This window comes from Hyphomonas sp. KY3 (assembly GCF_017309975.1).
Classification (GTDB): Bacteria; Pseudomonadota; Alphaproteobacteria; order Caulobacterales; family Hyphomonadaceae; genus Hyphomonas.
The window spans coordinates 3063956-3089956 of the sequence record NZ_CP022271.1 but is presented as its reverse complement, the minus strand read 5'-3'; the positions used below and the strand labels follow the sequence as shown (position 1 = coordinate 3089956).

At 60.3% G+C, this 26001-nt stretch carries 26 protein-coding genes; 18 read left to right on the top strand and 8 right to left on the bottom strand.

Annotation, left to right across the window (positions count from 1 at the left end; all coding sequences use genetic code 11):
* Nucleotides 1-37 precede the first annotated feature (37 nt).
* A complete protein-coding gene (locus CFA77_RS14855) occupies nt 38-409 on the top strand; it encodes a VOC family protein (protein WP_034810488.1) in 372 nt (123 codons plus the stop codon).
* Here the strand turns inward: CFA77_RS14855 and CFA77_RS14850 are convergent.
* Nucleotides 396-1640 (bottom strand): MFS transporter, encoded by a 1245-nt coding sequence (locus tag CFA77_RS14850; RefSeq protein WP_242517396.1) that lies wholly within the window; start codon nt 1638-1640, stop codon nt 396-398. The genes CFA77_RS14855 and CFA77_RS14850 overlap by 14 nt on opposite strands.
* A gap of 159 nt (nt 1641-1799) precedes the next feature.
* Here CFA77_RS14850 and CFA77_RS14845 point away from each other — a divergent pair, with 159 nt between their 5' ends.
* The 4 genes from CFA77_RS14845 (at nt 1800) to CFA77_RS17160 (ending at nt 3513) form a co-directional block, all read left to right on the top strand.
* A complete protein-coding gene (locus CFA77_RS14845) occupies nt 1800-2093 on the top strand; it encodes a YggT family protein (protein WP_034810489.1) in 294 nt (97 codons plus the stop codon).
* Between the two features lie 4 nt (nt 2094-2097).
* Nucleotides 2098-2394 (top strand): DUF167 family protein, encoded by a 297-nt coding sequence (locus CFA77_RS14840; RefSeq protein WP_206991350.1) that lies wholly within the window; start codon nt 2098-2100, stop codon nt 2392-2394.
* Nucleotides 2375-3262: a bifunctional methylenetetrahydrofolate dehydrogenase/methenyltetrahydrofolate cyclohydrolase FolD gene (gene folD / locus CFA77_RS14835; protein ID WP_206991349.1), complete on the top strand. Its 888-nt coding sequence runs from the start codon at nt 2375-2377 to the stop codon at nt 3260-3262. Before CFA77_RS14840 ends, folD begins: the two co-directional genes overlap by 20 nt.
* An 86-nt stretch (nt 3263-3348) precedes the next feature.
* Complete coding sequence (locus CFA77_RS17160) at nt 3349-3513, top strand: HNH endonuclease (protein WP_242517395.1); 165 nt, start codon at nt 3349-3351, stop codon at nt 3511-3513.
* On the opposite strand, the gene CFA77_RS14825 is transcribed toward CFA77_RS17160, so the two are convergent.
* Complete coding sequence (locus tag CFA77_RS14825) at nt 3510-4250, bottom strand: LytTR family DNA-binding domain-containing protein (RefSeq protein WP_206991347.1); 741 nt, start codon at nt 4248-4250, stop codon at nt 3510-3512. The two genes, CFA77_RS17160 and CFA77_RS14825, sit on opposite strands and share 4 nt — an antisense overlap.
* Nucleotides 4251-4413: 163 nt before the next feature.
* On the opposite strand from CFA77_RS14825, the gene CFA77_RS14820 reads away from it, so the two are divergent.
* From CFA77_RS14820 to odhB, 8 genes are all read left to right on the top strand, one after another.
* The gene (locus CFA77_RS14820; protein WP_206991346.1) at nt 4414-4836 is read left to right on the top strand and encodes a DUF2141 domain-containing protein; all 423 of its coding nucleotides are present in this window, start codon (nt 4414-4416) and stop codon (nt 4834-4836) included.
* A gap of 23 nt (nt 4837-4859) precedes the next feature.
* Nucleotides 4860-5411, top strand: a complete 552-nt coding sequence (locus CFA77_RS14815; RefSeq protein WP_242517394.1) for a DUF2306 domain-containing protein — start codon at nt 4860-4862, stop codon at nt 5409-5411.
* A 75-nt stretch (nt 5412-5486) separates the two neighbouring features.
* Nucleotides 5487-6659 (top strand): alkaline phosphatase D family protein, encoded by a 1173-nt coding sequence (locus CFA77_RS14810; RefSeq protein ID WP_206991345.1) that lies wholly within the window; start codon nt 5487-5489, stop codon nt 6657-6659.
* 37 nt (nt 6660-6696) lie between these two features.
* Nucleotides 6697-7947 carry an MFS transporter gene (locus CFA77_RS14805; protein WP_206991344.1) on the top strand — a complete coding sequence of 417 codons (1251 nt, stop codon included), beginning with the start codon at nt 6697-6699 and terminating at the stop codon, nt 7945-7947.
* A 122-nt stretch (nt 7948-8069) separates the two neighbouring features.
* Nucleotides 8070-9266, top strand: coding sequence for an ADP-forming succinate--CoA ligase subunit beta (gene sucC, locus CFA77_RS14800; protein WP_206991343.1), 1197 nt, complete (start codon nt 8070-8072; stop codon nt 9264-9266).
* Between the two features lie 6 nt (nt 9267-9272).
* The gene (sucD, locus tag CFA77_RS14795; RefSeq protein WP_034810499.1) at nt 9273-10175 is read left to right on the top strand and encodes a succinate--CoA ligase subunit alpha; all 903 of its coding nucleotides are present in this window, start codon (nt 9273-9275) and stop codon (nt 10173-10175) included.
* 164 nt (nt 10176-10339) lie between these two features.
* Nucleotides 10340-13348: a 2-oxoglutarate dehydrogenase E1 component gene (locus CFA77_RS14790; protein WP_206991342.1), complete on the top strand. Its 3009-nt coding sequence runs from the start codon at nt 10340-10342 to the stop codon at nt 13346-13348.
* Between the two features lie 29 nt (nt 13349-13377).
* The gene (gene odhB, locus CFA77_RS14785; protein WP_206991341.1) at nt 13378-14898 is read left to right on the top strand and encodes a 2-oxoglutarate dehydrogenase complex dihydrolipoyllysine-residue succinyltransferase; all 1521 of its coding nucleotides are present in this window, start codon (nt 13378-13380) and stop codon (nt 14896-14898) included.
* Here the strand turns inward: odhB and CFA77_RS14780 are convergent.
* A complete protein-coding gene (locus CFA77_RS14780) occupies nt 14895-15596 on the bottom strand; it encodes a class I SAM-dependent methyltransferase (protein WP_206991340.1) in 702 nt (233 codons plus the stop codon). The genes odhB and CFA77_RS14780 overlap by 4 nt on opposite strands.
* A gap of 520 nt (nt 15597-16116) precedes the next feature.
* Between CFA77_RS14780 and CFA77_RS14775 the strand changes: the two genes are divergently transcribed.
* Together CFA77_RS14775 and CFA77_RS14770 are read left to right on the top strand one after the other, a co-directional pair.
* Nucleotides 16117-17304 carry a mechanosensitive ion channel gene (locus CFA77_RS14775; RefSeq protein ID WP_034810502.1) on the top strand — a complete coding sequence of 396 codons (1188 nt, stop codon included), beginning with the start codon at nt 16117-16119 and terminating at the stop codon, nt 17302-17304.
* A 151-nt stretch (nt 17305-17455) separates the two neighbouring features.
* Complete coding sequence (locus tag CFA77_RS14770) at nt 17456-17800, top strand: chorismate mutase (RefSeq protein WP_051607406.1); 345 nt, start codon at nt 17456-17458, stop codon at nt 17798-17800.
* Here CFA77_RS14770 and CFA77_RS14765 read toward each other — a convergent pair.
* Nucleotides 17761-18141: an Hpt domain-containing protein gene (locus CFA77_RS14765; protein ID WP_206991339.1), complete on the bottom strand. Its 381-nt coding sequence runs from the start codon at nt 18139-18141 to the stop codon at nt 17761-17763. The genes CFA77_RS14770 and CFA77_RS14765 overlap by 40 nt on opposite strands.
* Before the next feature lie 187 nt (nt 18142-18328).
* Between CFA77_RS14765 and CFA77_RS14760 the strand changes: the two genes are divergently transcribed.
* A complete protein-coding gene (locus tag CFA77_RS14760; RefSeq protein ID WP_156947764.1) occupies nt 18329-18472 on the top strand; it encodes a hypothetical protein in 144 nt (47 codons plus the stop codon).
* Nucleotides 18473-18549: 77 nt separating this feature from the next.
* Nucleotides 18550-20655, top strand: a complete 2106-nt coding sequence (locus CFA77_RS14755; RefSeq protein WP_206991338.1) for a hypothetical protein — start codon at nt 18550-18552, stop codon at nt 20653-20655.
* Here CFA77_RS14755 and CFA77_RS14750 read toward each other — a convergent pair whose 3' ends face one another.
* From CFA77_RS14750 to CFA77_RS14740, 3 genes are all read right to left on the bottom strand, one after another.
* On the bottom strand, nt 20656-21549 hold the full coding sequence (locus CFA77_RS14750; protein WP_206991337.1) for a DMT family transporter: 894 nt from the start codon (nt 21547-21549) through the stop codon (nt 20656-20658).
* A 33-nt stretch (nt 21550-21582) separates the two neighbouring features.
* Nucleotides 21583-23124 carry a 2-isopropylmalate synthase gene (locus CFA77_RS14745; protein WP_034810507.1) on the bottom strand — a complete coding sequence of 514 codons (1542 nt, stop codon included), beginning with the start codon at nt 23122-23124 and terminating at the stop codon, nt 21583-21585.
* Between the two features lie 153 nt (nt 23125-23277).
* Nucleotides 23278-24021 carry a TVP38/TMEM64 family protein gene (locus CFA77_RS14740; RefSeq protein WP_206991336.1) on the bottom strand — a complete coding sequence of 248 codons (744 nt, stop codon included), beginning with the start codon at nt 24019-24021 and terminating at the stop codon, nt 23278-23280.
* A gap of 140 nt (nt 24022-24161) precedes the next feature.
* On the opposite strand from CFA77_RS14740, the gene bioB reads away from it, so the two are divergent.
* Nucleotides 24162-25163 (top strand): biotin synthase BioB, encoded by a 1002-nt coding sequence (gene bioB / locus CFA77_RS14735; protein WP_034810509.1) that lies wholly within the window; start codon nt 24162-24164, stop codon nt 25161-25163.
* Nucleotides 25164-25166: 3 nt separating this feature from the next.
* Here bioB and CFA77_RS14730 read toward each other — a convergent pair whose 3' ends face one another.
* Nucleotides 25167-25940, bottom strand: a complete 774-nt coding sequence (locus tag CFA77_RS14730) for an SDR family NAD(P)-dependent oxidoreductase (protein ID WP_206991335.1) — start codon at nt 25938-25940, stop codon at nt 25167-25169.
* Between the last annotated feature and the right edge of the window lie 61 nt (nt 25941-26001).

Genomic DNA, 26001 nt, shown 5'->3' with positions numbered 1-26001 from the left:
GTTATGTTCCATTCTGTCCAATTGATGGGAGGGACTTATGATCGGGTATGTAACAGTCGGGACGTCAGACCTGCAGCGCGCGGCGAAATTCTATGATGCCATTGCGGCCGAGATGGGCACTGGGCGGATGATGGATTTCGACACATTCATCGCCTGGGGCACGCCCGGCGGTGCAGCAGGCGTGGCGGCGACCCTGCCATTCGACAAACAGCCTGCCACTGTCGGCAATGGCACGATGGTGGCGCTGCAGGCCAGGGACAAGGATCAGGTGCACAAGCTGTATGAGATCGCGCTGGCAAATGGCGGCAGTGATGAAGGCGCACCCGGACCGCGTGGCGATGAAGGGTTCTATGCCGCTTACTTCCGGGATCCGGATGGCAACAAGCTCAATGCTTTCACGATGGTGTAAGCGGGCGTTTCGACGTCACGATCACGGCATAGACGGCGAGTGTGCCGACCAGGCCTGCCGATACGTAGAGCGGGAGTTCCGGCATGAATGAGTACAGCATAGCCCCGATAAGGGGGCCGAAGATGAAGCCGGCCGGGGGCGCTGCCGCGAGCAGCGCTGCCGCTGAGCCTTGCTCCTCGCGAGAGACCGAAAGGCTGCCCAGCGCATTGGCGGCGGGCACGGCCAGCGCCGCACCACACCCAACAGCAAAGAAGCTGAGTGCGAGCGACCAGAACGGGAAGAAGAGGTCGGCTGAAACATAGCCCATGGCCACAATGGCGAGGCCGATGGGCAGGATGCGTCGCGGATCGGGTTTGCGCGGCTGAACAAAGCCGAACTGCACCATGATCATGCCCGCGGCGATGCAGGCGAAGGCAATCCCTGAATGAAGCACGACGGCTTCGCCAGCAGAGCGGCTGGCTGTGTCCACAAACTGGTAGCGATCTTCGATGAACCAGCTGATCGTCTGCTGTACGATTCCGATTCCGATGAAATAGGTGAACAGGAAAAGCAGGTGCGGGAAGACGCGCGGGTCGCGCACCGCGAGTGGGGTGGGGCGTTTGGCTGATTTCGGGCGCGGCCTGGTCGGGGGCAGAACCACTGCCAGAACAAGCGCTACGATCAGATTGAAGGCGATAGTCCCCCAGATCGGCATCAGCGCCCCAAACGGGGCGAGCACGGTGGCACCTGCCGGGCCGAGGATGGATCCGATGCTCATACAGGCGCCAAGCATGCCGAGTCCGCCGGCCCGGTCGAGCGGCGTGGTGGCGTCCGTCATCGCGGCCATGGCGGCTGGTTGCAGACCGGGCGACAACAGGCCGAACCAGAGGCGCACGAAGACAAGTGTGAAAAAGGCGGTCAGCCCGGTCAGGACTCCTGCCAGCGCGGCGCTCAGGGCGAACACGAAGATCATGTTGGTCAGGCCCATGGCCGCCAGCGAGAAGACCATGACGCGTTTGCGGCCGAACCGGTCAGCCAGCCGGCCCCAGGTTGGAATGAGCAGCGCATAGACGGCCGCAGACAGGGTCAGGATACCCGCGACCTGAATTTCGGTCAGGCCAGCCTTGCGGGCGAGGGGGGCAACGACCACGAAGTTGATGCTCATGCCGGCGCCCATGGCCACCATGGCAATGCCGATCATCGCTTTCTGGACCCCGGTGAGCGGAAGCAGCGGCCTGTCCGGATCTGTCATGCAAGCGGGCTCCCTCGGCAATTGTTATAATTGTTTGTGTTTGCCCGCCTTGCCAAACGGAATGTGTTCCCAACTGGCAAAGCTAGAGAGAACGCCTTGCACAAGCTAGGGGCATCACCCTAAGTGAAGGCAACAACAGAAAAATCGGAGCGTTGCCCCATGGCCGCCATTCTTGATCTCATCATGGTCGTTCTGCGGATCGCCACATTCATCATCATCATTCAGGCTGTCTTGTCCTGGCTGGTCGGTTTCAATGTGCTGAGCCTCCAGAACCCCACCGTACGCAGTGTCTGGGGTGGATTGCAGCGTATTACCGAGCCGGTTTACCGCCCGATCCGCAATATCTTGCCGCCCATGGGTGGGCTGGACCTGACGCCTATGGTGGTTCTGCTGATCATTTTCTTCCTCGAGCGTGTGATCGCGCGCTACGGCTACGGCATCGTCCCGTTCTGATCGCATGCACAGGCTGATCGTTCGCGTTCAGCCGAACGCCTCGGCCGACCGGGTCGAAACATGGGAAACAGACGCTGCGGGCCGGACCTATTTGAAGGTTCGTGTGCGCGCCGTGCCGGAAGGCGGAAAGGCCAATGCGGCGGTTGAAAAACTGATCGCGAAATGGCTGGGCGTGCCAAAGTCTGCGGTCAGGGTGGTGACGGGCCCAAAGAACCGGTTAAAAGGCCTCGACATTGACGGGCCGCCCGATCTGGCGGCGAAACTGGCCGGGGATCAGGGCAATGAGCGCGCAGGTAATTGACGGAAAATCGGTTGCGGCAGATGTCCGCGCAGACGTGGCAAAGGCGGTCAGCCAATTGCCCGGACAGCCTTCACTAGCTGTGGTCCTAGTGGGGGAAGACCCTGCGAGCCAGGTCTATGTGCGCAACAAGGTGCGCCAGACCGAAGAGGTTGGCATGGTCTCCGTGCACCACCGCCTGCCGGATACGGCCAGCCAGGCCGATGTCGAGACCCTGATTGCAACCCTGAATGCCGATCAAAGCGTCGATGGCATCCTGCTGCAGTTGCCGCTGCCCAAGGGTCTCGATGCTGATGCGGCGATCGAGAAGATCGACCCCGACAAGGATGTCGACGGACTGACCGAAGTGTCTGCTGGTCGCCTGACGCTCGGCAAGCCGGGCCTGCGCCCGTGCACACCGACCGGCTGTGTGATCCTGGCCAAGCGCGCGCTGGGCAGTGACCTCTCCGGCAAACATGTCGTCGTGATTGGTCGCTCTATTCTCGTCGGCAAGCCGGCCGCGCTATTGTTCCTGGCCGAGAACTGCACGGTCACCATCGCGCACAGCCGCACAAAGGACCTGCCGGCCATGTGCCGCGAGGCCGACATTCTCGTGCCTGCCGTCGGACGTCCGCAAATGGTCAAGGCCGATTGGGTGAAGCCGGGCGCGACCATTATCGATGTCGGGATCAACCGGATCGACGCGCCCGAAAAGGGCGAGGGGAAGACCCGTCTGGTGGGCGATGCCGACTATGCCGCCAGCGCGGAAGTTGCGGGTCACATCACGCCCGTGCCGGGCGGGGTCGGGCCCATGACCATTGCCTGCCTGTTGCGCAACACGGTGCTGGCCGCCTGCGCCCGGCGTGGCTGGCCTGTTCCAGACGGTCTGTGAGCCAGTCCTTTTCCCCGCCGGACACGCCGCGATTTCGGCAACTTTGGCAAGATCAGGACGGCCTCTGCGCCCTGTGTGGAAAGCCCATGCCCCCCAGCCGGGCCGATGTGGCGCATTCCACGCTCTGGAAGAAATGGCGGCCGACATTCGACCATATCATACCGCGCGCGCATGAGGGGTCGGACGAGATCAGCAATCTCCGTCTTGCCCATGCCATTTGCAACAAACGCCGAGGCACCGGAAAGGGCTAGGCGAGGCCTGCAGCCCGGACATTCGGCTGGAAGGTACGCGAAACCGGTGCTTCCTGACCGGATTTTAGGATGAGAACCAGTTTGCCATTGGTGCGCCGCGTATCGGCGACGCCATTGTGCGAGACCCACCATGAGCGATGAGTCTGCAGGCCGTTGTCTTCGCCCAGTTCTCGCATCGCATCGGCCAGCCGCATCAGGATCAGTTCTTCTCCCCGGTCTGTATGAACGCGCAGATAGTGATCTTCCGAGGAGATGGCCCAAAGATCTGCCCCCCGATATCGCACTGGCAGGCGCGACAGGAAGCCCGCGACCCGGTCTTCCGGTTCGGCGTCTTCCAGCTCGGCCAGTTGGCGGGCCCGATCAATGAGGAAACCACCCGTCGTGATGACGAGCGAGATCGCCAGCACATAGGCGAATTGGATGGGGATTTGCGCCAGGGAAATGGACGCGCCCAGAAAAGCCAGGAAAATACAGAGTGAGATCGTGACCGGAATTGCAAGCAGGACGGCCGCGGCCACAATTCTCAGGGCCGGGTGGGACGTCTTCATGTGCGTTTGGAAGACAAAGGGTACGACCCAATAGGATGCGACCGACCCGACCAGCATTGTGACGAACCACATCAGGAATCGGAGTTTGAGTGAGCCGCCGGTGCCATAGACTCCGAACCATGTGAAGCCAGCCGCCAGCAGGGTGACTATGCCGAGTGTTTTTCCAATATCCTTCAGGGCTGATGCCATCGTGTCATCCCGTGCATTTCGCGCTTCGTGAATGGGTTTGCAGGTATTTGGCGAAGGATTCCAGCCCGTCCGCGCAATCTGCGTAGCGCCGATCCGGCCCGCGCCACACCCTGTCTTCATCACCCGCCACGGGGCGACCGCCCCCACACTATGGAGACATCAAATGAACATCAACCACACACTCGTATCGATCCTGGCCGCCATTGCCATTGTGCCTGTTTCGGCGTCTGCCGCTGACCTGACACTCAAGGTGGAGAATGTCGGCGAGAATACCGGGGCGCTGCGCATTGCGATCTTCGACGCAGGCGGCTGGTCCGGGAATGACGCTGTTGCGGCGGACAGTGTCGACGTTTCAGAAGGCGCTGATTCCGTCGTCTTCGAAGGGCTGGAGCCCGGCACATACGGTGTGAAGCTGTTTCACGACGTAGATGGCGACGGCGAACTGGCGCGTGGAAACTTCGGTATTCCGACAGAACCCTATGGTTTCTCCAATGACGCGCCGGTTCGCTTTGGCCCGCCAAGCTTCGGCGATGCCGCGTTCGCCCTGCCGACCGATGGCGCCGTCCACACAGTCACGCTGCGCTAAGCCTGTCGCCAAGGAGACCTGCCATGAAAAGCCCTGCCTTTGCCCTGCCATCCGGACTGCCCCGCCTGTCGCTGGGACGGCCCAGCAACCGCACCGTGATCCTGATCGGCCTTGCCGCCTATGCGGTGATCAGCTGGATGATCCTGAAAAGCGCGGACAATCCTCCGATCCGGTTCAGGCTGGATGCCGCGCGTCTGGTCGAGTCGCCGGTCGTGCTAAAAATGCACCTGGCGGGAGCGCTCAGCGCGTTTGGTATCGGCACGGCTTTGATGATGGGCGTGAAGGGCAGGGGGCTGCACAAGCGGCTTGGCTATGCCTGGGTTGTGGCGATGGCGATCACGGCGATCAGTTCCTTCTTCCTGACAGGCCTCAATGGCAACAGCTTCAGTTGGATCCATGGCCTGTCAGCCTGGACAATCATCGGCCTGCCCATGGGCATCGCTGCAGCGCGCCGAAAGGACATTGCGAAGCACCGCAAGGAAATGACCGGAATGTTCACAGGGGGCATGTTGGTTGCCGGCCTGTTTGCCTTCCTGCCGGGCCGCATGATGTGGTCGATCTTCTTCGGCGTTTGACCGGAATAAGCCTCTTACCGACCCCTCCAAAGACCGCTACACCTATTGCAGGTAGAGGTACCTTGGAGGGGTAGAATGAAACGTATTGTCAGTGCGATTGTCGTTGCAGGGCTCGCGGCGTGTCAGGCGCCGGGGCCGATCACCATTCCGGGCATAACGCGCGCGCCGCAGAGTGCCGAAGACGCGCTCGACGCCTATTACCGCACATTGCCGGAAGAGTTTTATCCGACCGCGCCCGCCGGATTGCCGCTGCCTTCGAAAGACTCTGTCCTGTCGCGCGTGCTGGTTGGCTCTTGTCATGATGAGGAAGAAGCCGGACCGTCCGATACATTGCAGCGCATCGCCGCCGAAGACGCGGACCTTTTCCTGATGATTGGCGACAATGTCTATGGCGACAAGGACGGCATGAGCTATGCCACCAACCAGGCTGAACTCGACGAACTTCGCGAGAGTTTTGCCGATCTCGCCGCCCGTAGCGACTTTCAGGCCGTGCGGGCAAGGCATCCGATGATGGTGGCATGGGACGACCATGACTATGGCGCCAATGATGCGGGCCGAGAATTTCCGTTCCGTCGTCTTGCCGAGCGCGTGCACGAACGCTTCTGGGGGATCGAGAACATGGATGTCGGCGCCTGGCCCGGCACCTATTATGCGCGCAGCTTTGGCCCGGAAGGCCAGCGCACCCAGATCATCATGCTGGATACCCGCTTCTTCCGGTCGCCGCTGACCGCGACAGACGAGTATGGCGTGACCGGCAAGGAGCGTTATATCCAGTCTTCCGATCCCAATCAGGACATGCTGGGCAATGACCAGTGGACCTGGCTGGAGAACCAGTTGCAAAAGCCGGCGGATTTGCGCCTGATCGTCTCGTCGATCCAGGTCTTGCCGACCGATGGGCATGGCTGGGAAAGCTGGTCGCGCCTGCCAGCCGAACAGCAGCGCCTCTACAGTCTGATCAGTGAGACAGGTGCGAACGGCGTGGTGTTCGTGTCAGGCGACCGGCACGCATCCTTCCTCTATCGCAGTGAGACGGCGCTGCCATACCCGGCCTATGAGCTGACGGCGTCATCGCTGAATGTGTCGTTCCAGGATACGACGGACGAGATGGACTCAGCACAGGTCCGCGAAGGTTATTCGCAGGACAATTATGGTGCAATCGGCATTGATTGGGCCGCTGGGTCTGTCGATCTTGAGATAAAAAACGCCGCAGGCGAGACGGTTCGTCAAACAACCGCCCAATTCCGGTAGCTATGCCACGCGGCAACGGAAAGGCCGCCTGTAGATTATGACCGATACCCGCAATGTCTTCGCCCTCATCCTGGCGGTGATGATCCTGCAAATTGCGGGCGGCTTGTTGAGCATGTTGACCCCGCTTGGGCTCGAAGCGCTGGGCACGGCGCCCCAATTCATCGGTGGCATCGCCGCGCTCTATGCGACGGGCTTCATGCTGGGGGCATGGACCGCACCTGCAGCGCTTGCCTCCTTTGGCAACATCCGCCTGTTCGCGGCTGCCGCAGCAGTCACTTCGGCGGGGTCCATTGCCTTGTCCCTGTGGTATGAGCCCGGCTTCTGGGCCATCGTACGCATCGTACAGGGTGTCAGTTTTGCCTATATGTTCACGAGCGTGGAGAGCTGGTTGGGTCAGGCCGTGCCGGACAAGTCGCGCGGCAATGTCATGGGCCTGTATCACATGGGCGCGAAACTCTCGCTGATGATTGGTCCGTTCTTCGTGGCGGGCCTGTCGCCGCTCGACAGCCGCGCCTATAGCTGGGCCGCATTGTTTCTGACCTTGGCGCTCGTGCCGATCTGCCTCACACAGCAGGAACAGCCGGAAGCGCCGGATCGCAAGGCAATGCCGATTGGGCGCCTGTACAAACTGGCTCCGGCGGCTGTCATCGGGGTGATGCTGGCGGGCGTGATCAATACCGGTACGCTCGCTTTGCTGCCGATCTATTTTGAAAGCTTCTCCATTGGCGGGGGAGGGACGGCGGCTGCCGCAACCGCCCTGGCGGCTGCGTGGCTGGGCGGCTTCATCATTCAATGGCCTGCAGGGCGGTTGTCCGACCGAATCGAGCGCCGATTGGTGATCGCGGTATTGTGCGCCATTTCGGGCATGGCTGCGATGGTGATCGCGATATTCGGACGCAGCCTCGGAGAGGTTGGCGTGATGATGGTGCTGGTCGTGTGGGGCGCCGGTGCGTTGACGTTTTTTGGATTATGCGTGGCCCACGCCATTGACCGAACCCCCAAGGGAAAGATTCCGCAGGTCATGTCCGGTCTGCTTTTCATTTGGGCCGGTGGATCAATTGTGGGGCCACTATTGTCGGGTATCGCCATGCGCGGTGCAGGTGCGACAGGCCTGTTCGGTCTATCTGGCTTGTTGCTCATCCTGTTGGCGTTGATCATGGTCTGGCGGGTTTCCGCAAGGGCAGCTCCGGAAGAGCACCAGCAAGAGGATTGGAGCCCGATCCTGCCAACGCCTCTGGCCAGCGTGGAACTCGATCCGCGCAATCCGGACCGGGAAGCCGAAACCTGAGTCCAGACTTGAGTACTCAGCTGGTTTACGGGCCTGCCAAGACTGTTATATAGCGCGGACGATCAAACGGGCCGGCTTGTGCCGGCTCTTTCCGCAAGCCAGGGCAGACAAGGCAAGTTTCCATGAACATACACGAATACCAGGCCAAGGCCGTGCTGAAATCTTTCGGCGCTCCAGTGGCAGAAGGCGTACCCGTTCTTTCTCTCGATGATGTGCAAAAGGCGGTCGATACGCTGCCGGGGCCGCTCTGGGTCGTGAAGTCCCAAATTCATGCCGGTGGACGCGGCAAGGGCAAGTTCATCGAAGCCGCAGCTGGCGAAAAGGGCGGTGTTCGCCTCGCCTTCTCCAAGGAAGACGTTCTGGAGCACGCCAAGGCGATGCTGGGCAATCACCTCGTCACAGCGCAGACCAGCGATGCTGGCAAACAGGTCAACCGCCTCTACATCGAAGACGGCGCCGACATTGACCGCGAACTCTATCTCTCCCTTCTGGTCGACCGCGCCACAGGCCGCCCGGCCTTTGTTGCCTCCACCGAAGGCGGCATGGACATCGAGGAAGTTGCGCACGAGACGCCTGAGAAAATCCTCACCCTGCCAATCGACCCGACGGCTGGTGTGACCGAAGCCGATGCGGCGCAGCTCTGCGACGCGCTGAAGCTGGACGGTGCGGCCCGCGAAGACGGCATGAAGCTCTTCCCGATCCTCTACAAGGCCTTCATCGAGAAGGACATGGCGATGCTCGAGATCAACCCGCTGATCGTCATGGAAAATGGCCGTCTGCGCGTGCTCGACGCCAAGGTCAGCTTTGACGGCAACGCCCTGTTCCGCCACCCTGACATTGTCGAGCTGCGGGACACGACCGAGGAAGACGAAAAAGAGATCGAGGCCTCCGAATGGGACCTCGCCTATATCGCCCTCGACGGCACGATCGGTTGCATGGTCAACGGCGCGGGCCTCGCCATGGCGACGATGGACATCATCAAGCTGTACGGTGAAGAGCCAGCCAACTTCTGTGACGTTGGCGGCGGTGCAAACGCCGAGAAGGTCGCTGCGGCCTTCAAGATCATCATGAAGGACCCGAACGTGAAGGGCATCCTCGTGAACATCTTTGGCGGCATCATGAAGTGCGACGTCATCGCCGAGGGCGTGATCGCCGCGGTGAAAGAGACCAACCTCGCTGTGCCGCTGGTTGTGCGCCTCGAAGGTACGAACGTCGAAATGGGCAAGGAAATCATCAAGAATTCCGGCCTGAACGTCATCCCCGCCGATGACCTCGACGACGCCGCCCAGAAAATTGTTGCCGCTGTTAAAGAGGCCTAAGGAAACATGTCCATTCTCATCGACAAGAATACCAAAGTCATCGTCCAGGGCCTGACCGGCAATACGGGCTCTTTCCACACCAATCAGGCGCTGGAGTATTACGGCACGCAAATGGTTGCCGGTACGCACCCGAAGAAGGCTGGCCAGAAATGGACCGCTGACAACGGCACCGAACTGCCGATCTTCGCCAATGCCGGTGAAGCCGCCAAGGCAACCGGCGCCAATGCGTCCGTGATCTACGTGCCGCCAGTCGGCGCCGCCGCCGCCATCGAAGAAGCCATCGATGCGGAAATCCCGCTGATCGTCTGCATCACCGAGGGCGTTCCTGTGCTCGACATGGTGCGTGTGAAGGCGAAACTGGAAAAATCCAAGTCACGCCTGATCGGTCCGAACTGCCCCGGCCTGTTGACGCCGGAACAGTGCAAAATCGGCATCATGCCCGGCAAGATCTTCCAGAAGGGCACTGTTGGCGTTGTGTCGCGCTCCGGTACGCTGACCTATGAAGCCGTGTACCAGACCTCTCAGGCGGGCCTCGGCCAGACATCTGCAGTCGGTATCGGCGGTGACCCGGTCAAAGGCACCGAGTTCATCGACGTGCTGGACATGTTCCTGTCCGATGATGAGACCCAATCGATCATCATGATCGGTGAAATTGGCGGCAGTGCCGAAGAGGAAGCTGCGCAATTCCTGATCGACGAAGCCAAAAAAGGCCGGAAAAAACCGATGGTCGGCTTTATTGCGGGTCGGACTGCGCCGAAGGGGCGCACGATGGGCCATGCCGGTGCTATCGTTTCAGGTGGCCAAGGCGATGCCGAGAGCAAGATTGCGGCGATGGAAGAGGCGGGTATTCGCGTTTCCCCGTCACCTGCACGTCTCGGGACAACCATGGTCGACGTGTTGAAGGGTTAGCGCCCGGATATACATCTAAGCCAGGACGGCCCGTCCGGGCCAGTCTGGCGAGGCCAGCATCTGTCCCCGCACAGGCCGTCCTGGAGAACTTCAGTCCCGGTAGGAACCGGGCAAGTATTTTGTTTCTTAATGTCAGGGAACAGGTCCCAAAGGACGGATTGAAAATGGCAGATGATGGCAGCCCGGTAGACGGCTCGCGCGGCGCAGGTAACAGCGCCATGCTGGAAACAGCGTTCCTGTATGGCGGCTCGGCCCAGTGGCTGGAGCAGATGCAGGCCGCATATGCGAAGAATCCCGCGTCAGTTCCTGAGAGCTGGCGCGAATTCTTTGCAGAATTGGGCGATGATTCGGGCGACGCCGCGCGCAATGCCGGGGGCGCCAGCTGGAAACGGGGCGACTGGCCCCGTCCGGTCAGCGACGAACAGGTCGCGGCTTTCGATGGCAACTGGGCGCTGGTCGAGCCGAAGCTCGAGAAAAAGCTGAAATCTGCCAAGCCGGGCGCCTCTGCCGAGGAAATCGCGCAGAACGTCAAGGATTCGATCCGCGCGATCATGATGATCCGGGCCTACCGCATGCGCGGCCACCTGGCCGCCCAGCTGGACCCGCTTTCGCTCGACACGCCCGAAAAACAGCCTGAACTGGACCCGGCCAGCTATGGCTTCGGTGCAGAAGACATGGGCCGCAAGATCTTCATCGATGGCTATCTTGGTCTGGACCATGCGACGGTCAGCGAGATGCTCGATATCCTGCAGCGGACCTATTGTTCGACCATCGGCATCGAGTTCATGCATATTTCCGATCCGGAAGAGAAGGCCTGGCTTCAGGAGCGGATCGAAGGCCCGGACAAGGGCGTTGCGTTCACGGATCAGGGCAAGAAGGCGATTCTCGCCAAGCTGATCGAAGCGGAAACCTTCGAACGCTTCCTGCACAAACGGTATCCAGGCACGAAGCGCTTTGGCCTTGATGGCGGTGAAGCGGCGGTGCCGGCGCTGGAACAGATCATCAAGCGCGGCGGCGCGCTTGGCGTGCGCGAGATCGTTGTCGGCATGCCGCACCGTGGTCGCCTCAACATGTTGGCCGCTGTGATGGGCAAGCCCTACGAGCAGATCTTCCACGAATTCCAGGGCGGTAACACGCAAGGCGCGGGCGAGTTTGGCTCGGGCGATGTGAAATACCATCTCGGCGCGTCGTCTGACCGCGAGTTCGACGGCAATGAAGTTCACCTCTCGATGAACGCCAACCCGTCCCACCTGGAAGCGGTGGATCCGGTTGTACTGGGCAAGTCGCGCTCCAAGCAGGAAATGCTGCATCGTGAGAGCGGGACGCTGGACCGCTCGACTGTGCTGCCATTGCTGCTGCACGGCGACGCCGCCTTTGCGGGGCAGGGCGTCGTGTCGGAATGTTTCGCATTGTCGGGCCTGTCGGGCTATCGCACAGGCGGGACGATCCACTTCATCGTGAACAACCAGATCGGCTTTACGACAAGCCCTATCTATTCGCGGTCTTCTCCGTACCCGTCGGATGTCGCCCTGATGGTTCAGGCACCGATCTTCCACGTCAATGGGGATGATCCGGAAGCGGTCACCTATGCGGCCAAGATCGCGACCGAGTACCGCCAGAAATTCGGCAAGGACGTTGTCATCGACATGTTCTGCTATCGTCGCTTCGGGCACAATGAGGGCGACGAGCCCATGTTCACCCAACCGGTGATGTACACCAAGATCAAAGGTCATGCCTCGACCCGTGAGATCTATGCGGAACGCCTCGTCAAGGAAGGCATTCTGACGGCTGAGCAGGTCGAACAGCAAGTCGTCGATTTCGAAGCCTATCTCGACCGCGAATTCGAAGCCGGCAAGACATTCGAAGCCAAGAAGGCAGACTGGCTGGACGGCGAGTGGAAAGGTCTCGGCCTGCCCGATGATGACGAGCGCCGTGGCAAGACCGGCGTGGCCAAGAAACGCCTGCAAGCGCTTGGTCAGACCATCACCACAGTGCCCGAGGGCGTTGACATTCACCGCACGCTTGCGCGCGTCATTGATGCACGGGCGACGGCCATCTCAAAAGGGAAGGGGCTCGATTGGGCGACGGCGGAGCATCTGGCTTTCGCGACCTTGCTGGATGAGGGCTTCCCGGTCCGTCTGTCCGGTCAGGATTGCGGTCGCGGGACGTTCTCCCAGCGCCACAGCCACATCATCGACCAGACCAATGGTGATCGCTACACGCCGCTGAACAATATCAACGACAAGCAGGCCCATTACGAAGTGATCGACTCGCTTCTGTCGGAAGAAGCTGTTGTCGGATACGAGTACGGATATTCGCTGGCCGACCCGAACACGCTGACCATGTGGGAAGCCCAGTTCGGGGACTTCTCGAACGGTGCGCAGGTCTTCTTCGACCAGTTCATTTCGTCGGCTGAGCGCAAATGGCTCCGCATGTCGGGCCTGGTCCTGCTCCTGCCGCATGGCTATGAAGGTCAGGGTCCGGAGCATTCCTCGGCCCGGCTCGAGCGCTTCCTGCAAATGTGCGCGGAAGACAATTGGCAAGTCTGCAATTTGACGACGCCGGCGAACTATTTCCACGCCCTGCGCCGCCAGATCCATCGCGACTTCCGCAAGCCGCTAATCATCATGACGCCGAAATCCCTTCTGCGTCACAAGCTGGCAACGTCCAGTCTGGACGATCTGAGCACGAAGTCATCCTTCCACCGCATCTTGTGGGATGATGCCGAGACGCCAGGCCGTGAAGGCAAGGTGAAACTCGTCAAGGACAACAAGGTGCGCCGCGTCGTGCTCTGTTCGGGCAAGGTCTATTATGATCTGTTCGAGGCGCGCGAGGAAAGCGGTGTGGACGATGTCTATCTGCTGCGCGTCGAGCAATTCTATCCGGTGCCACGCAAGTCGCTGATCCATGAGTTGAAGCGCTTCCCGCAGGCCGAGATTGTCTGGTGTCAGGAAGAGCCACGCAACATGGGTGGCTGGACATTCATTCGGGACGAGCTGGAATGGTGTGCGAACCAGGCTGGATCATCCTCTCCGCGTCCGTCCTATGCGGGTCGTCCGCCATCTGCTGCTACGGCAACAGGTTTGCTGTCCAAGCACAAAGCTGAGCAGGATTCCCTGATCTCAACAGCCCTTGGCAAAGACCCTGTAGCTGACAACATCGTCGCCACCTGATTCTGATTTATTACAAACGGACTGATTTCATGACCGATATCACAGTGCCTACTCTCGGCGAGAGCATCACCGAAGCCACAGTTGGCCAATGGCTGAAAGCCAAAGGCGACGCTGTGAAGAAAGATGAAGTGCTTGTCGAACTCGAAACAGACAAAGTGTCTGTCGAGGTCTCCGCCACCGAAGACGGCGTCTTGTCCGAGATTCTCGCCAATGAAGGCGACACGGTCGAAATCGGCGCGCTGTTGGGCAAGCTTGGTGGTGGGTCCGGCGCATCGGCGAAGTCCGAAACGGCTGCGGCGGCACTGCCGGCACATGGCGGTCCGAAGGATCCGGGCGGCGTTCCGGGCAAGGCCGACAAGGGCGAACTGATGGATGTCGAAGTGCCGACCATGGGCGAAAGCGTCGCCGAAGGCACGCTGTCTACATTCCTCAAGGCACCAGGCGATGCGGTCAAGAAAGACGAGACAATCGCCGAGATCGAAACCGACAAGGTTGCACTGGAAGTACCTTCACCCGCTGACGGCATTGTCGCCGAACTGCTGGTTGGTGAGGGGGACTCGGTTACGCCGGGATCTGTTATTGCGCGCATCAGCGCGGGCGGGTCGGCTGCGGCCGCTGCGCCGGCGGCGTCGAAACCTGCAGCCACCACATCGGCTCCTGCCGCAACGGGCGAGCGCCCTGTCTCTCCATCCGTGCGCCGCATTTCATCAGAAGCCGGCGTGAACCCCGCTGATATTCCAGGCTCAGGCCGTGATGGCCGCGCGACAAAGGCTGACGCGATGAATTATGTGAACAGCACGCCGAAGGCTGCTTCGGCTCCGGCAGAAGCCAAGGCACCGCGCGACATGGGTCCGCGGGAAGAGCGCGTCCGCATGACGCGCCTGCGCCAGACAATCGCTCGCCGCCTGAAAGAGGCTCAGGACAATGCGGCCATGCTGACGACATTCAATGATGTCGACATGGGCGCGATCATGGACCTCCGGAAAAAGCATCAGGAAGCTTTCGTTGCCAAACACGGCATCAAGCTGGGCTTCATGAGCTTCTTCGTGAAAGCGTGCGTCAACGCACTGAAGGAAGTGCCTGCGGTGAACGCCGAGATCGATGGCACGGACATTATCTACAAGAACTATTATGACATCGGCGTCGCGGTCGGCACCGACAAGGGCCTTGTTGTGCCAGTTGTGCGCGACTCCGATGACCTGTCTCTGGCTGGCATTGAGAAGTCTATCGCAGACCTTGGCAAACGCGCCCGCGATGGCTCGCTGACGATTGGCGACATGCAGGGCGGTACGTTCACCATCTCCAATGGCGGGATCTATGGCTCGCTGATGTCGACCCCGATCCTGAACCCCCCACAGTCCGGCGTGCTTGGCATGCACCGGATCGAACAGCGCCCTGTGGCCATCAATGGCGAAGTCAAGATTCGCCCCATGATGTATCTGGCGCTGTCCTATGACCACCGGATCGTGGATGGCAAGGAGGCCGTGACCTTCCTCGTCCGCGTCAAGGAAGCTCTGGAAGACCCAGAGCGGATGCTGCTCGAAGTCTAGGCCTTCGCGGTCAGCCAGCCTCGGATAAGTCCTGCCTGCATGCACTGTGCGGGCAGGGCAAATCCGGCACTCTCCATCATGTGTTCAACCTTTGCCGGTCCGTGGCAGGCAAACTGTGAGCCGAACATCTGCTGGTAGTGAGCCCGACCCTCCGGAGTCATGCCCGTACGGGACAAGAGGTTCAGCCAAAGCTCCATCACCATCGGGAAGTCGGGCGCGTTCATGTTGGCGCACAAGTCGGCATTGAAGAGCGGTGCACCGGGGCGCAAGCGATCCGCGATGGAACGGAAGTAAGCGGTCCGCGAGTCTGCCTGGGTCAGGAAGTGCGAGACGAGCAGACTGGTTGCGCCATCAAAGTCGAATGCTTCGACCTCCGAGACATAAGCATTGTGAAACGTGCAGCGCGCCGCGAAGCCTTCAGCCTCCGCATGCCGGCGAGCGACATCCAACATGGCGCTGGAAGGATCAATGAGCGCAAACTGCCATTTGGGAAATCGTGTGGCGAGGTAGCGGACTTCAGCGCCGGTCCCGGCCCCGGCGACAAGAATGCGTGCATTGTCCGGCAGTTTTCCCAAACCGGTTTCGAGTATCAGATGCAGCAGCCCCTTGATGGCCTGCAATTCTTCAAACTGATTGTCATATGCTGCGGCATGATCCGGGCCGAAGGCTTCAGACAAAGCGAACTTGTCTTGCGACATGGGAAGCTCTCCATACATGTTATTTTGTAACATTAACGTTTGACCCATGTGACCGCAACCGGAAAAACGGTCGAGAATGCCTTTGCGGGGTTTTTTGCGAAATTGACGTGCGGGTTCACGAAAAAGGGCAGGCGCGTTTCTGCACCTGCCCATTCGCGTCGTCCCCTTATCGCGGCCTGCCAGGGGGGCGTCTCCCCACCCTCCGCGATGTGTTGTATTTATTACGCGTCACAACACAGGTTATGTACATAAGGGGGGCTGATTGAATGGTTCCCCAATGCCTTGTTATTTCACGTTCATTTGATCCGAGGTAGCAAAAGCGGTACGCTTTGGTGCGCTCCGTGGTCGAAATCGACTTCAATCCCTAGTGTGGGTGAGCGCACACAAACGGAGGCGGTGGGCATGTGCTGGGCTGGCATTTTCCAAGCGAAATTTGTCGGCACGCGCAACCAGGGGCTCCCCCAATGCGTATCTGATTGAGCCTCAACTGGCGCAACACAACTAAAGGGGACTAACTTCAATGGACGAATTCTGGCGAAATACGGTCGATCAGGCGCAGGCCTATGGTCCACAGCTGATCAAGGCCGCCTTGGTCATGATTGCCTTCATCATCGGCGCTTTCATCGTGCGCTGGCTGATTGCGGCAGCCATCGACCGGACAGGTCTGGCCAAGAAAGCCAACGCATCAACGGCCACCAGTGACAGCAAATCGCTTGGCACCAGCCTTGCGCAAGCGGCATTCTGGGTCACGATCCTGATAGGTTTGATGCAAGCGCTCGCGATCGCAGGCGCAACGCAGATTTCGAGCGCGCTACATGGCGTGATCGATCCGATCCTGTCCTATCTGCCAAATGTCATCGGTGCGGCACTGATCTTCGGCATTTTCATCATTATTGCCAATGTCGTGCGTGAGACGCTGAAAGCCGTACTTGTATTCGGTGACGGCATGCCGGAACGCTTCGGCTTGGCGACCGGACGCGTAAACATCTCCGGCATTGTGGCATCCGTGGCATTCGCCGTTCTGGTGATCATCGGCGCTATCATGGCGTTTGATGTGCTGGCCATCGAGGCGATCTCCGCCCCGGCAAATGAGCTGCTGACCGACATTATCGGCATTATCCCGAATGTACTGGCCGCTGGCGTGATCCTCGCAATCTTCGTGCTGATCGGCCGATTTGTTGCCAATCTGGTGCTGAAGACGCTGCCAGGTACAGGCGTGGATTCGGCTGTTTCCGAACTTGGCCTGCTCAAGGGCGCAGATGGCGGGCTGACTGCCAGCACGGTAATTGCCCGGGTTGCGATGTTCCTGATCGTGCTGCTTGGTCTGGTGGCTGCGCTGAACGCGCTGGGAATTGAGTCGCTGACCTATGCGATGAATGTTGTGCTCGATATGGGCGTCCAGATCATCTTTGGCGCGCTGATCATCTTCGCAGGCGTGTTCATTGCCAAGCTTGTGAGCTCGGCCATGGATTCCACTGGGGCAGGGGCAACGGATGTCACTGCACGCGTTATGAAATGGATCATCATCGTGCTTGCCGTGATCCTCGGCATCTCCCGCATGGGCCTCGACCCTACGGGTGGCGTGTTCATTCTGGAAGTGGCCAAATGGATTGTCATCGGCGGTGCCGCAGCCTTTGCCATCGCCTTTGGCTGGGGTGGCCGCGAATGGGCCGCCCGGATCCTCGAATCCTGGCGCAGCACACGCTAGACAGCGCTCAACCCATAAAACAGGGGCCGCTCGAAAGGGCGGCCCTTTTTCATGTCCATGTGGTCTGGAGGCGCTTCGTCGCAGCTGCTTTGTTGCGGTGGCGATTGGGGTCATATATGCGCAAACCTCTCGGCAACAGGGCATATTCCGCATGACCACCTACACTTCCGATCAGCGACGTCACTCATCCGAGACGGCTGAAACCATGTCCGATGTTCGTTATGAGATCGACCGGATTGATCGTCTGCTCGTCGAAATCCTGGCAGAGCGCCAATCCTTCATGGATGCTGCGGCGCGTATCAAGCCGGACCGGTCGAAAGTGCATGACAGCGCGCGGATCGAAGATGTCGTGACAAAGGTTAAGGCTGCTTGCGAAGGCGCGGGCTTGTCGCCGGCCATCGCCGAGCCGGTCTGGCGGACCTTGATTGACCGTTGCATTGCGTATGAGTTCGGCAGCTATGACGCGCGGCGTGGCGGCGACGACGTAAACTCGTAAAGCACCTGGGCGACCTCTTCGAGCGTGTCCCCCAGCGCATCCTTGATATCGCTGATCATGACTGCAGCGGCCGTGACGCTGGGCGGGGTCTCTGACCGGCCGGCTTTTTCGGCTTTTTCACATTTCGACGCCAACAGGATGGCACCAATACCAAGGCTGGCGCCCTTGAGCGTGTGGGCGGCGTCGGCCCATTGGCTCGCCTCGGCGTGCGGATCCAGCATACGTGACCAGATTTCGGCCTGATGCCGGAAGATTTCGATGACTTCCACGGCGAGATCATTGTCGCCTCCGGTCATTGCTTTGAGGTGCTCGCGATCGAGTAAGGCAAAGGTCTCGGTCATGTCAGGCGTCTCCCACAGAATTTGACCGTGACACGAGGCTGCTGCCCAATCGTTAATGATTTTAGCTTTTCAGAGAATCTTTGATCGGGCTGAATTTATCGATTGTCGAAAAGGCAAACTTGAATTATTATTCATCTGTGCCGAGTTTTGACGTGGCACAATTCGTATTTGGCTCTGGGGAATTGCGATGTTGGATTTCGTCGTGTTGGTTCGTAATCTGGTTTTGGCAGCTGCTTTGGCGTGGCTGGGACTGGAATTTGCGCCGGAGCAGGATGACAATTCCGAAGCAGCCCGTCAGGACTCTGTGGTTACGGCCCTGCTGGCCCGTTAACGCATTCGGCCTTCCAAACCTAGAAATGCACACATTCTGGTCTCGCGCCGGTCGAATTGTCGCGGTATACTCCGGCTATGACCGAGCCGTCTGCCGCTCGCCCGTCTGGCCGCGATCTGCTTGTCAGGCAAGAGGCGTCTGAAAACTTCGAGCTCGCCCGCAGTGGTGGCAGCTGGATGGTTGTGACCGGTTTTGTCGTTGCAATTTTCTGGATATTCGGCGCGGCTGCGATGGCAGTTGGCCTTTGGGGTGTTGATGGCCTGAAGGAATTACAACCATTGGTCTTGGTCGGCGGAGCCATGGCATTGGTCGTCCCGGCGCTGCTGATGATCATGGCGGGCTATATGGGGCGCACCAATCGTCGCTCTTCTGCTTCGAATGCGCTGGTGATGGAAGCCGCCGTTCGCCTGATGGCTCCGGCGCGTGAAGCTGGCACCGAGGGCATCACTTTTGCCGAACAGATGAAACAGGCCGCAGCTGAAGTGGATCGCGCCATGGCGCATGCGCTGTCAGCGATGAAGGCCATGGCGGGAGAGATCGGAGACGAGCGCCTGCGGTTGGAATCGGTGGCTTATGCCAGCGCGGACAATGCCCGCGACCTGACCGAACGGCTTGGCCAGGAAAGACAAGCTCTGGAAGGACTCGCTCGAGACCTGCGCACGCATATGCAATCTCTGAACGAAGCCATCCCGCGACAGGCCCAGATGATGGTGAGTGCCACGCGTGAAGCCAGCGAAGAGGTTTCCCGCGCCGATGAAGCGCTGGCGCGCCGTCTGGAAGCCATGCAGGTGGCGGGTCGCACATTGTCTGAGAAGCTGATCGAGCTGGATGCGCTCGCAGGTGATGCTGCCACGCGCACCGAAACGCTTACCTTTGCGGTCACACGCGTCGAGGAAAAGCTCGACCAGTCCCGCCGCACGGTTGACGCCGCTGTGCGGGCAGGGGAGATCGCTGCAGCTGCCGCAATGACAACCGGCGACGCCTTGAAAGATGCCGTATCTTCAGCCTTGGATGGTGCTCGCCGGGCGAACAACGAAATCAATACTTCTACGCGCGAGGCCGCCGAAAACGCGGCGCGCGCATTGGCCCGGCTGCGCGAAGCCGGCGAGGAAGCTGCCGCAGCTATCCGCTCGGCGGAGTATGCCGCCAAGGCCGACACGGTCCGGATGGACCACAAGACACGTGAAGCTGCGTCTCTGGCGTTGGCGAGGGATGATCTTGCGAAACCGGTCGTGCCTGAGCGCGCGCCTGAGCCGGAGCCAAAACCCAGCATCATTCCCGCTTCCGCACACCAGTCCGACGAGTTCCACGACGATGACGGTCTACATGATGACGAAGCGTTCGAGCCAATGCCTGTCCGCAATGGCAATGGGCAAACGAATGGTTTCCATCTTGAGGACCGCAACGGCCACACGCCAGAAATGCCTGAGACCCCCGTCGCGCCAAAACCCAAGCCTGCGCCACGTGCCAGCATGGATGACGAACTGTTCGATGCGGCGGCCGACGCCTTGGCCAGCGCTGCGCTGACGGACAAGCCGGACACATCGGCGCAGGACGACACCTGGGATCTGAGCCGCGCCCTCGAAGAGAAGACACCTGAACCGGTGACGCAGCCCCTCCGCCGCCGCCATGATGACACACCCGCCGTTACCGAAAGCCCATTCGATGAAACGCCGCGCCGGCGCGCAACAGACTTGGTCCCTGACGAATCTGATATTCTGGAGCCCGAGCCAGTAGACGAGCCGATGCCGCTCGTACCTGTGCGGCCGTCCTCGCCGTCATCGGGTGCGGAAATGGGCTGGCGCGACATCATTTCGGATATGAGCCGCGAGGACAAACCCCTGCGCGACCGTGAAGATGTCGCCGACGAACTGATCGACCGGCTGCAGACGTCCGGTATCGTCCTGCCCGAGGCAATCCGCCCCAAAGCCAAACGCAAGATTGCCGAAGCCGCCCGGCGCGGCGACAAGGAGCGCAAGTCTGCAATCCTGTCCCAGGCGGGTCGCCAGGTGGAGCGCGTCACACAACGCCTGCGCAATGACCGCGACCTGATGGATCTGGCGCGGGACTTCCTCGATATGGAAGCTGACGACGCGTTGCACGCGCTGGAGCAAACGCAGAAGACTGGCCGCAATGCCAGCGCCCGGCTTGCCGCTTATCTGCTGCTTGATGCGGCACTCTGATCAGCCGCCAAGCAATACAATCCCAATCACACCCGAAGCCACGAGCAGGATACCTGCCAGTTCGCGCGCCGTGATGCGCTCGCGAAAGACCACATGTGATGCAATCAGGGTAAACAGGATTTCGACCTGACCGACAGCCTTTACGCTGGCAGCGTCCTTGAGCGTGAACGCCATGACCCATGCCATTGATCCGAGGAAGCCGATCAGGCCAACCCATCCGGCTTGTCGCCATGCCCCGAATAGCTTGGCGACCTGGCCGGGCTCGCGCAGTCCGAGCCAGCCGAGCAACATGACCGACTGGATTATCGTGACGAAGGCGAGCGTGGTTGTGGTGCTGAGCAGCAGGCCGACCTCGCCAAGCGACAAGGATGCGCCGCGAAGCGACACGGACGATACGGCGAAACAGGCTCCCGACAACAGCCCGATCCAGAGCGAACCGTCCGGCGTCCATTTGTGCCCGTCAGCTTTGGAAAGCGAGATCAGGATGATCCCCAAAATGCTGGCAATGATCGCCAGAAGGGCGGGCAAGGTGAGGGTATCGCCGAGCAGGATAATGCCGACGAGCGCAGCCTGAACCGGTTCGGTCTTGGTAAAGGCCGTGGCAGCCGCGAAATTGGCCTTGGAGAACAGATGGATCAGTAGTCCGGTCGCGAGCACCTGACTGATTCCGCCTATAATCGCATAAGCAAAGAAGGCAGCGGGCGGCGCGGGCAGGGGCGTGCCCCGCCCGATGGTCAACACCGCCAGCAGGCCGACTGCCAGCGGCGCTGCATAGACGAAACGTGAGGCCGTCGCGCCCCATGTGCTCAGCGTCTGCTTCAGCTGTTTCTGAAGCGCTGAGCGACCATTCTGGCAGAATGCAGCCGCCAGCGTCATGGGAATCCAGAGATCCATGCAGCAATACTCTTTGAGAGAAGACGGGGCTTGCTAGGCGGCCTGCGACCGCTTCGCTTTGCGCGCTTCCAACTTGTTCACGGCGTGGAGGTAGGCTTTTGCACTCGCGACAAGCGTGTCCGGATCCGAGGAACGACCGGTCGACATGATGCCGTCGCTGTTGAGACGAACAGACACGGTCGCCTGGGCATCGGTGCCGCCAGTGACGGCGTGGACCTGATAAAGCTCCAGCTTGCCTTCATGCGGCACGATCTCGCGAATGGCGTTGAACACCGCATCCACTGGGCCATTACCGCGGGCGATGGCGAATTTCTCTTCGCCGTCCACAACGAGATCAATCTCGGCCGTTTGAGGGGCGTCTGTTCCTGCAACCACACGCAACCGCTTGAACGCGATCCGTTCGCCTTCTGCAGCCAACTGGTCATCGACCAGTGCGATAATGTCATCATCGAAGACGTGCTTCTTGCGGTCGGCAAGGGCCTTGAAGCGCTTGAACGCATCATTCAAGGGATCGCCTTCCATCGTGTATCCGAGCGCTTCCAGCTTGTCGCGGAAGGCGTGACGACCGGAATGCTTGCCCATGACCAGTGATGTCTTGGCAACGCCGACATCTTCGGGCCGCATGATTTCATAGGTCTCGGCATTCTTCAGCATGCCATCCTGATGGATGCCGCTTTCATGCGCGAAGGCGTTCTTGCCCACGATCGCCTTGTTGTACTGGACCGGGAAGCCGGTGATGCGGCTGACCATGGCAGAGGCACGGGAGAGATAGGCGGGCTTGATGTCAGTCTCGAAGGGCAGCGTATCGCTGCGCACTTTCATGGCCATGACAATCTCTTCCAGCGCGGCATTGCCGGCACGTTCGCCGAGACCGTTGATGGCGCATTCCACCTGACGCGCGCCATTGGCGACGGCATTGATGGAGTTCGCGACAGCCAAGCCAAGGTCATTGTGGCAGTGGGCCGACCAGATGACCTTGTCAGAGTTCGGGATTGTCTCGATCACACGGCGGAACAGGGCGCCATACTCATCCGGATGTGAGTATCCGACCGTGTCAGGCAGGTTGATTGTGGTTGCACCGCTGGCAATGGCCACGTCGATACATTTGCACAGGAAGTCGAAATCGGTGCGCGTGGCGTCTTCGGCGCTCCATTCAACATCGTCAGTATGGTTGCGGGCCTGGGCGACCGAGCGGCCTACCGCTTCGAGCACGGCATTCGGCCCCATTTTCAGCTTGTGCTTCATATGGACCGGGCTGGTCGAGATGAAGGTGTGAATGCGTGGGCGGGCCGATTTCTTCACGGCTTCGGCGCAGCGCTCGATATCGTTCGGCGTCGAGCGGGCAAGGCCGCAGATGATGGCTGACTTCGACTGTTCGGCAATGGCGCTGACGGCGGCAAAGTCGCCTTCGGAGGCGGCAGGAAAACCGGCTTCGATCACATCAACGCCCATCGTCTCCATCAACTCGGCGAGTTCGAGCTTTTCATTATGGGTCATGGATGCGCCGGGTGATTGCTCACCGTCGCGCAGGGTCGTGTCGAAAATACGGATATGAGGATTGGATGACGTGGACATTTTGGAGCTACCGGGTCTGGGAATGGGAAATAAGGCTGGTGATCACCCCTGACCGCGCGGCTGCCCTGGCTGACCTAGGCAGACATCACCGGCCAGGGGCCGGTAAGCAGTAGCTGAAGAGGCATTTTATTCCACATGGGGTGTTACATCGGCCTATGGGGCGGCGGTGTCAACCTCGTTTTGCGGGATCAGGGCAACAGATTGCCCGGTTTTGCGCATCCGGGCACGGGCATAGGCGGCGATGGCAATATAAACGCCGACGGCGGCAGCGGCCGCTGCAATAGCAACCAGTGGATTCCCCGTGAAGGCGGCGAACAGGCTTTGACCGGCGAAGGCGATCAGGGCGATCTTGGGAATGATCCCCACCCCCATGCCGGCCCAGTAATGGAGAAATTTCGCATGACTCACGCCGAAAGCCATATTGACCAGCAGGGCAGGGCCCGCAGGCACATTGCGTACGATCGCGCTCGTCATCATGGCATTGCGACCAACGAACGTGGATAGCTTGTTGGCGGTTTCACCCGCATACCGGCGAAACGCTTTTTCGCCTGCAAGGCGCCCGGCATAGAAGGTGGCGGCGCCTGCCACCATGTTGGCGATCCAACCAAACATCGCGCCGAGCCAGGGGCCAAACATGGCAATCGCGATGGCCAGCAATGCAAATTGGGGAATGCCGAGAAAGGCGCCGACCACAAATAGCAGGATCAAAGCTGGCAGGGCCCACGGGCTGGAGGCGATATCCTGCATGAGGGCCTGCAAGGTGGCGATGTCCAGCAGATTGGTCGTCTTGCCGATTGCGAACAGCAAGATGATTACAGCCAGCGCGATACCGCCAATAATGGCGCCGCGACGGGCATTGGCATCCAGGACTTTCTTGGGGGCGGGCCGAGTATCCATGACAGGGGGCTTTCAAGCTCGAGCCGATTTACGTCAATCCGCCGCCTGCCGCAAAGTTAATTTCAGCAGTGGTTGATCCCGTTGGTCCCCCCGGATACGTACTCCGCCGAACACTAGTGTCGCTTAAAAGGATTCCGCGCATGACAGACCTCTCCCCTCGCCATGACTGGACCCGAGACGATATCGCGAATCTCTACGCCTTGCCGTTGGACACGCTGATGGCGCACGCATTGACGGTGAAGCAGGCCAACTGGCCGGATGGGAAAGTTCAGAAGTCTCAACTGCTATCGATCAAGACGGGCGGCTGTGCTGAGGATTGCGGCTATTGCAGCCAGTCAGCCCATTTCGATACCGGGCTCGATGCCTCGAAACTGATGCCGCTGGATGAGGTGGTCACCGCCGCGCGCAGAGCCAAGGAAAATGGCGCGGACCGGTTCTGCATGGGAGCGGCCTGGCGCAGCCTGAAGGATCGCGATGTCCCCAAAGTTGCCGCCATGATCGAAGCCGTGAAGGCCGAAGGCCTGGAAACCTGCGTCACGCTGGGCATGCTGGATGACGGCCAAGCCGAAGCGCTGAAATCGGCCGGGCTCGATTACTATAATCACAACCTGGACACTTCACCGGAATATTACGGCAAGGTCGTCTCCACTCGCACCTATGATGATCGGCTTGAAACGCTGGGGCGTGCGCGAACGGCTGGCCTGAAGCTCTGTTGTGGTGGCATTCTGGGAATGGGTGAAAGCCGAGAGGACCGGATTGGCCTGATCCATGAATTATCCAAACTGACGCCGCACCCGGAAAGCGTTCCGGTGAACATGCTGGTGCCGATTGAAGGCACGCCGCTCGGCCACAGTCCGGCCATTTCGGTCATCGAGATGGCGCGGGCCATTGCCGTCTGCCGGGTCGTGTTCCCACAAAGCTGGGTACGTCTGTCCGCGGGCCGCGAAGGCATGACGGAAGAGGGGCAGGCACTTTGCCTGCTGGCGGGTGCGAACTCGATTTTTGTCGGCGACCGCCTTCTGACAACCGACAATCCGGAAATCGACGAGGATGATGCGCTGATGGGTCAGATGGGCCTGGAGGCCGCCGGCCGGGCAGAAATGGAAGCCCCGGCGCGGCGGACCACGCTGATCGGCAGCTGATCCCTATCGGGTCTGCCCACCGTCCACAGGCACGATGGCACCGGTGATGAAGCTGGCCACCGGGCTGAGCAGGAAGGCTGCCGCTGAGCCGATCTCTTCAGGCTTGCCGAAGCGCTGGAGCGGGACTTCGCGCTTGATCCAGCGGTTCCAGGCGTCTCCACGCTCACCATTGATGCGTTCTTCCCATTCTCCATCCGGGAAGATGATGTTTCCAGGGGCGATGGCGTTGATGCGCACATTGTTGCGGCCGGATACCCGGGCGAGTTCCTTGGTCAGATGGTTCATCGCGGCTTTTGACGTGCCATAGGTCAGCGGCGTGCCGAGGCCGGTAAGGCCTGCAATCGAAGAGATCATCAGGATGGCGCCTTCACCACGCGGGTCCATGCGACGCAAGGCTGACCGGGCAAGGAAGAAGGCGGAATCGAGGTTTTGCGAAATGCCGGCATCCCAGGTGGCATCGTCGACTTCAAATCCGGGCGGGCAAGGGTGCAGGCCGACATTGGCGACCGCGCCCCAAAGCTCGCCGAGTTCGTTCTCGATCGTGTCGATCATGGTCTCGACCGTGCGGGAATCGCGCAAGTCTCCGGCGCGGGCCCAGACATTCTCCTCGCCATACTGGGCGGCGAGCCGCGCACGTTCCTGTTCCAGCTTCTCTTCCCCACGAGCGGCGAGGGCGACTTTCGCGCCTTCTGCGAGGCAGGCCTCTACGATGCCAAGGCCAATGCCCCGGCTGGCGCCTGCAACGAAGATGGTTTTTCCCTTTAGGCCCAGATCCATGTGCGTTTCTCCCTTTTGGTTATGCCCAGCAGACTAGACGCCGCGTCGACAAAAGAAATCC

Bases quoted from the DNA above. Each gene is read 5' to 3' on its own strand.
- CFA77_RS14855 (WP_034810488.1), top strand. From the start codon at position 38: ATGATCGGGTATGTAACAGTCGGGACGTCAGACCTGCAGCGCGCGGCG.
- CFA77_RS14850 (WP_242517396.1), bottom strand. From the start codon at position 1,640: ATGACAGATCCGGACAGGCCGCTGCTTCCGCTCACCGGGGTCCAGAAA.
- CFA77_RS14845 (WP_034810489.1), top strand. From the start codon at position 1,800: ATGGCCGCCATTCTTGATCTCATCATGGTCGTTCTGCGGATCGCCACA.
- CFA77_RS14840 (WP_206991350.1), top strand. From the start codon at position 2,098: ATGCACAGGCTGATCGTTCGCGTTCAGCCGAACGCCTCGGCCGACCGG.
- folD (WP_206991349.1), top strand. From the start codon at position 2,375: ATGAGCGCGCAGGTAATTGACGGAAAATCGGTTGCGGCAGATGTCCGC.
- CFA77_RS17160 (WP_242517395.1), top strand. From the start codon at position 3,349: ATGCCCCCCAGCCGGGCCGATGTGGCGCATTCCACGCTCTGGAAGAAA.
- CFA77_RS14825 (WP_206991347.1), bottom strand. From the start codon at position 4,250: ATGGCATCAGCCCTGAAGGATATTGGAAAAACACTCGGCATAGTCACC.
- CFA77_RS14820 (WP_206991346.1), top strand. From the start codon at position 4,414: ATGAACATCAACCACACACTCGTATCGATCCTGGCCGCCATTGCCATT.
- CFA77_RS14815 (WP_242517394.1), top strand. From the start codon at position 4,860: ATGAAAAGCCCTGCCTTTGCCCTGCCATCCGGACTGCCCCGCCTGTCG.
- CFA77_RS14810 (WP_206991345.1), top strand. From the start codon at position 5,487: ATGAAACGTATTGTCAGTGCGATTGTCGTTGCAGGGCTCGCGGCGTGT.
- CFA77_RS14805 (WP_206991344.1), top strand. From the start codon at position 6,697: ATGACCGATACCCGCAATGTCTTCGCCCTCATCCTGGCGGTGATGATC.
- sucC (WP_206991343.1), top strand. From the start codon at position 8,070: ATGAACATACACGAATACCAGGCCAAGGCCGTGCTGAAATCTTTCGGC.
- sucD (WP_034810499.1), top strand. From the start codon at position 9,273: ATGTCCATTCTCATCGACAAGAATACCAAAGTCATCGTCCAGGGCCTG.
- CFA77_RS14790 (WP_206991342.1), top strand. From the start codon at position 10,340: ATGGCAGATGATGGCAGCCCGGTAGACGGCTCGCGCGGCGCAGGTAAC.
- odhB (WP_206991341.1), top strand. From the start codon at position 13,378: ATGACCGATATCACAGTGCCTACTCTCGGCGAGAGCATCACCGAAGCC.
- CFA77_RS14780 (WP_206991340.1), bottom strand. From the start codon at position 15,596: ATGTCGCAAGACAAGTTCGCTTTGTCTGAAGCCTTCGGCCCGGATCAT.
- CFA77_RS14775 (WP_034810502.1), top strand. From the start codon at position 16,117: ATGGACGAATTCTGGCGAAATACGGTCGATCAGGCGCAGGCCTATGGT.
- CFA77_RS14770 (WP_051607406.1), top strand. From the start codon at position 17,456: ATGACCACCTACACTTCCGATCAGCGACGTCACTCATCCGAGACGGCT.
- CFA77_RS14765 (WP_206991339.1), bottom strand. From the start codon at position 18,141: ATGACCGAGACCTTTGCCTTACTCGATCGCGAGCACCTCAAAGCAATG.
- CFA77_RS14760 (WP_156947764.1), top strand. From the start codon at position 18,329: ATGTTGGATTTCGTCGTGTTGGTTCGTAATCTGGTTTTGGCAGCTGCT.
- CFA77_RS14755 (WP_206991338.1), top strand. From the start codon at position 18,550: ATGACCGAGCCGTCTGCCGCTCGCCCGTCTGGCCGCGATCTGCTTGTC.
- CFA77_RS14750 (WP_206991337.1), bottom strand. From the start codon at position 21,549: ATGGATCTCTGGATTCCCATGACGCTGGCGGCTGCATTCTGCCAGAAT.
- CFA77_RS14745 (WP_034810507.1), bottom strand. From the start codon at position 23,124: ATGTCCACGTCATCCAATCCTCATATCCGTATTTTCGACACGACCCTG.
- CFA77_RS14740 (WP_206991336.1), bottom strand. From the start codon at position 24,021: ATGGATACTCGGCCCGCCCCCAAGAAAGTCCTGGATGCCAATGCCCGT.
- bioB (WP_034810509.1), top strand. From the start codon at position 24,162: ATGACAGACCTCTCCCCTCGCCATGACTGGACCCGAGACGATATCGCG.
- CFA77_RS14730 (WP_206991335.1), bottom strand. From the start codon at position 25,940: ATGGATCTGGGCCTAAAGGGAAAAACCATCTTCGTTGCAGGCGCCAGC.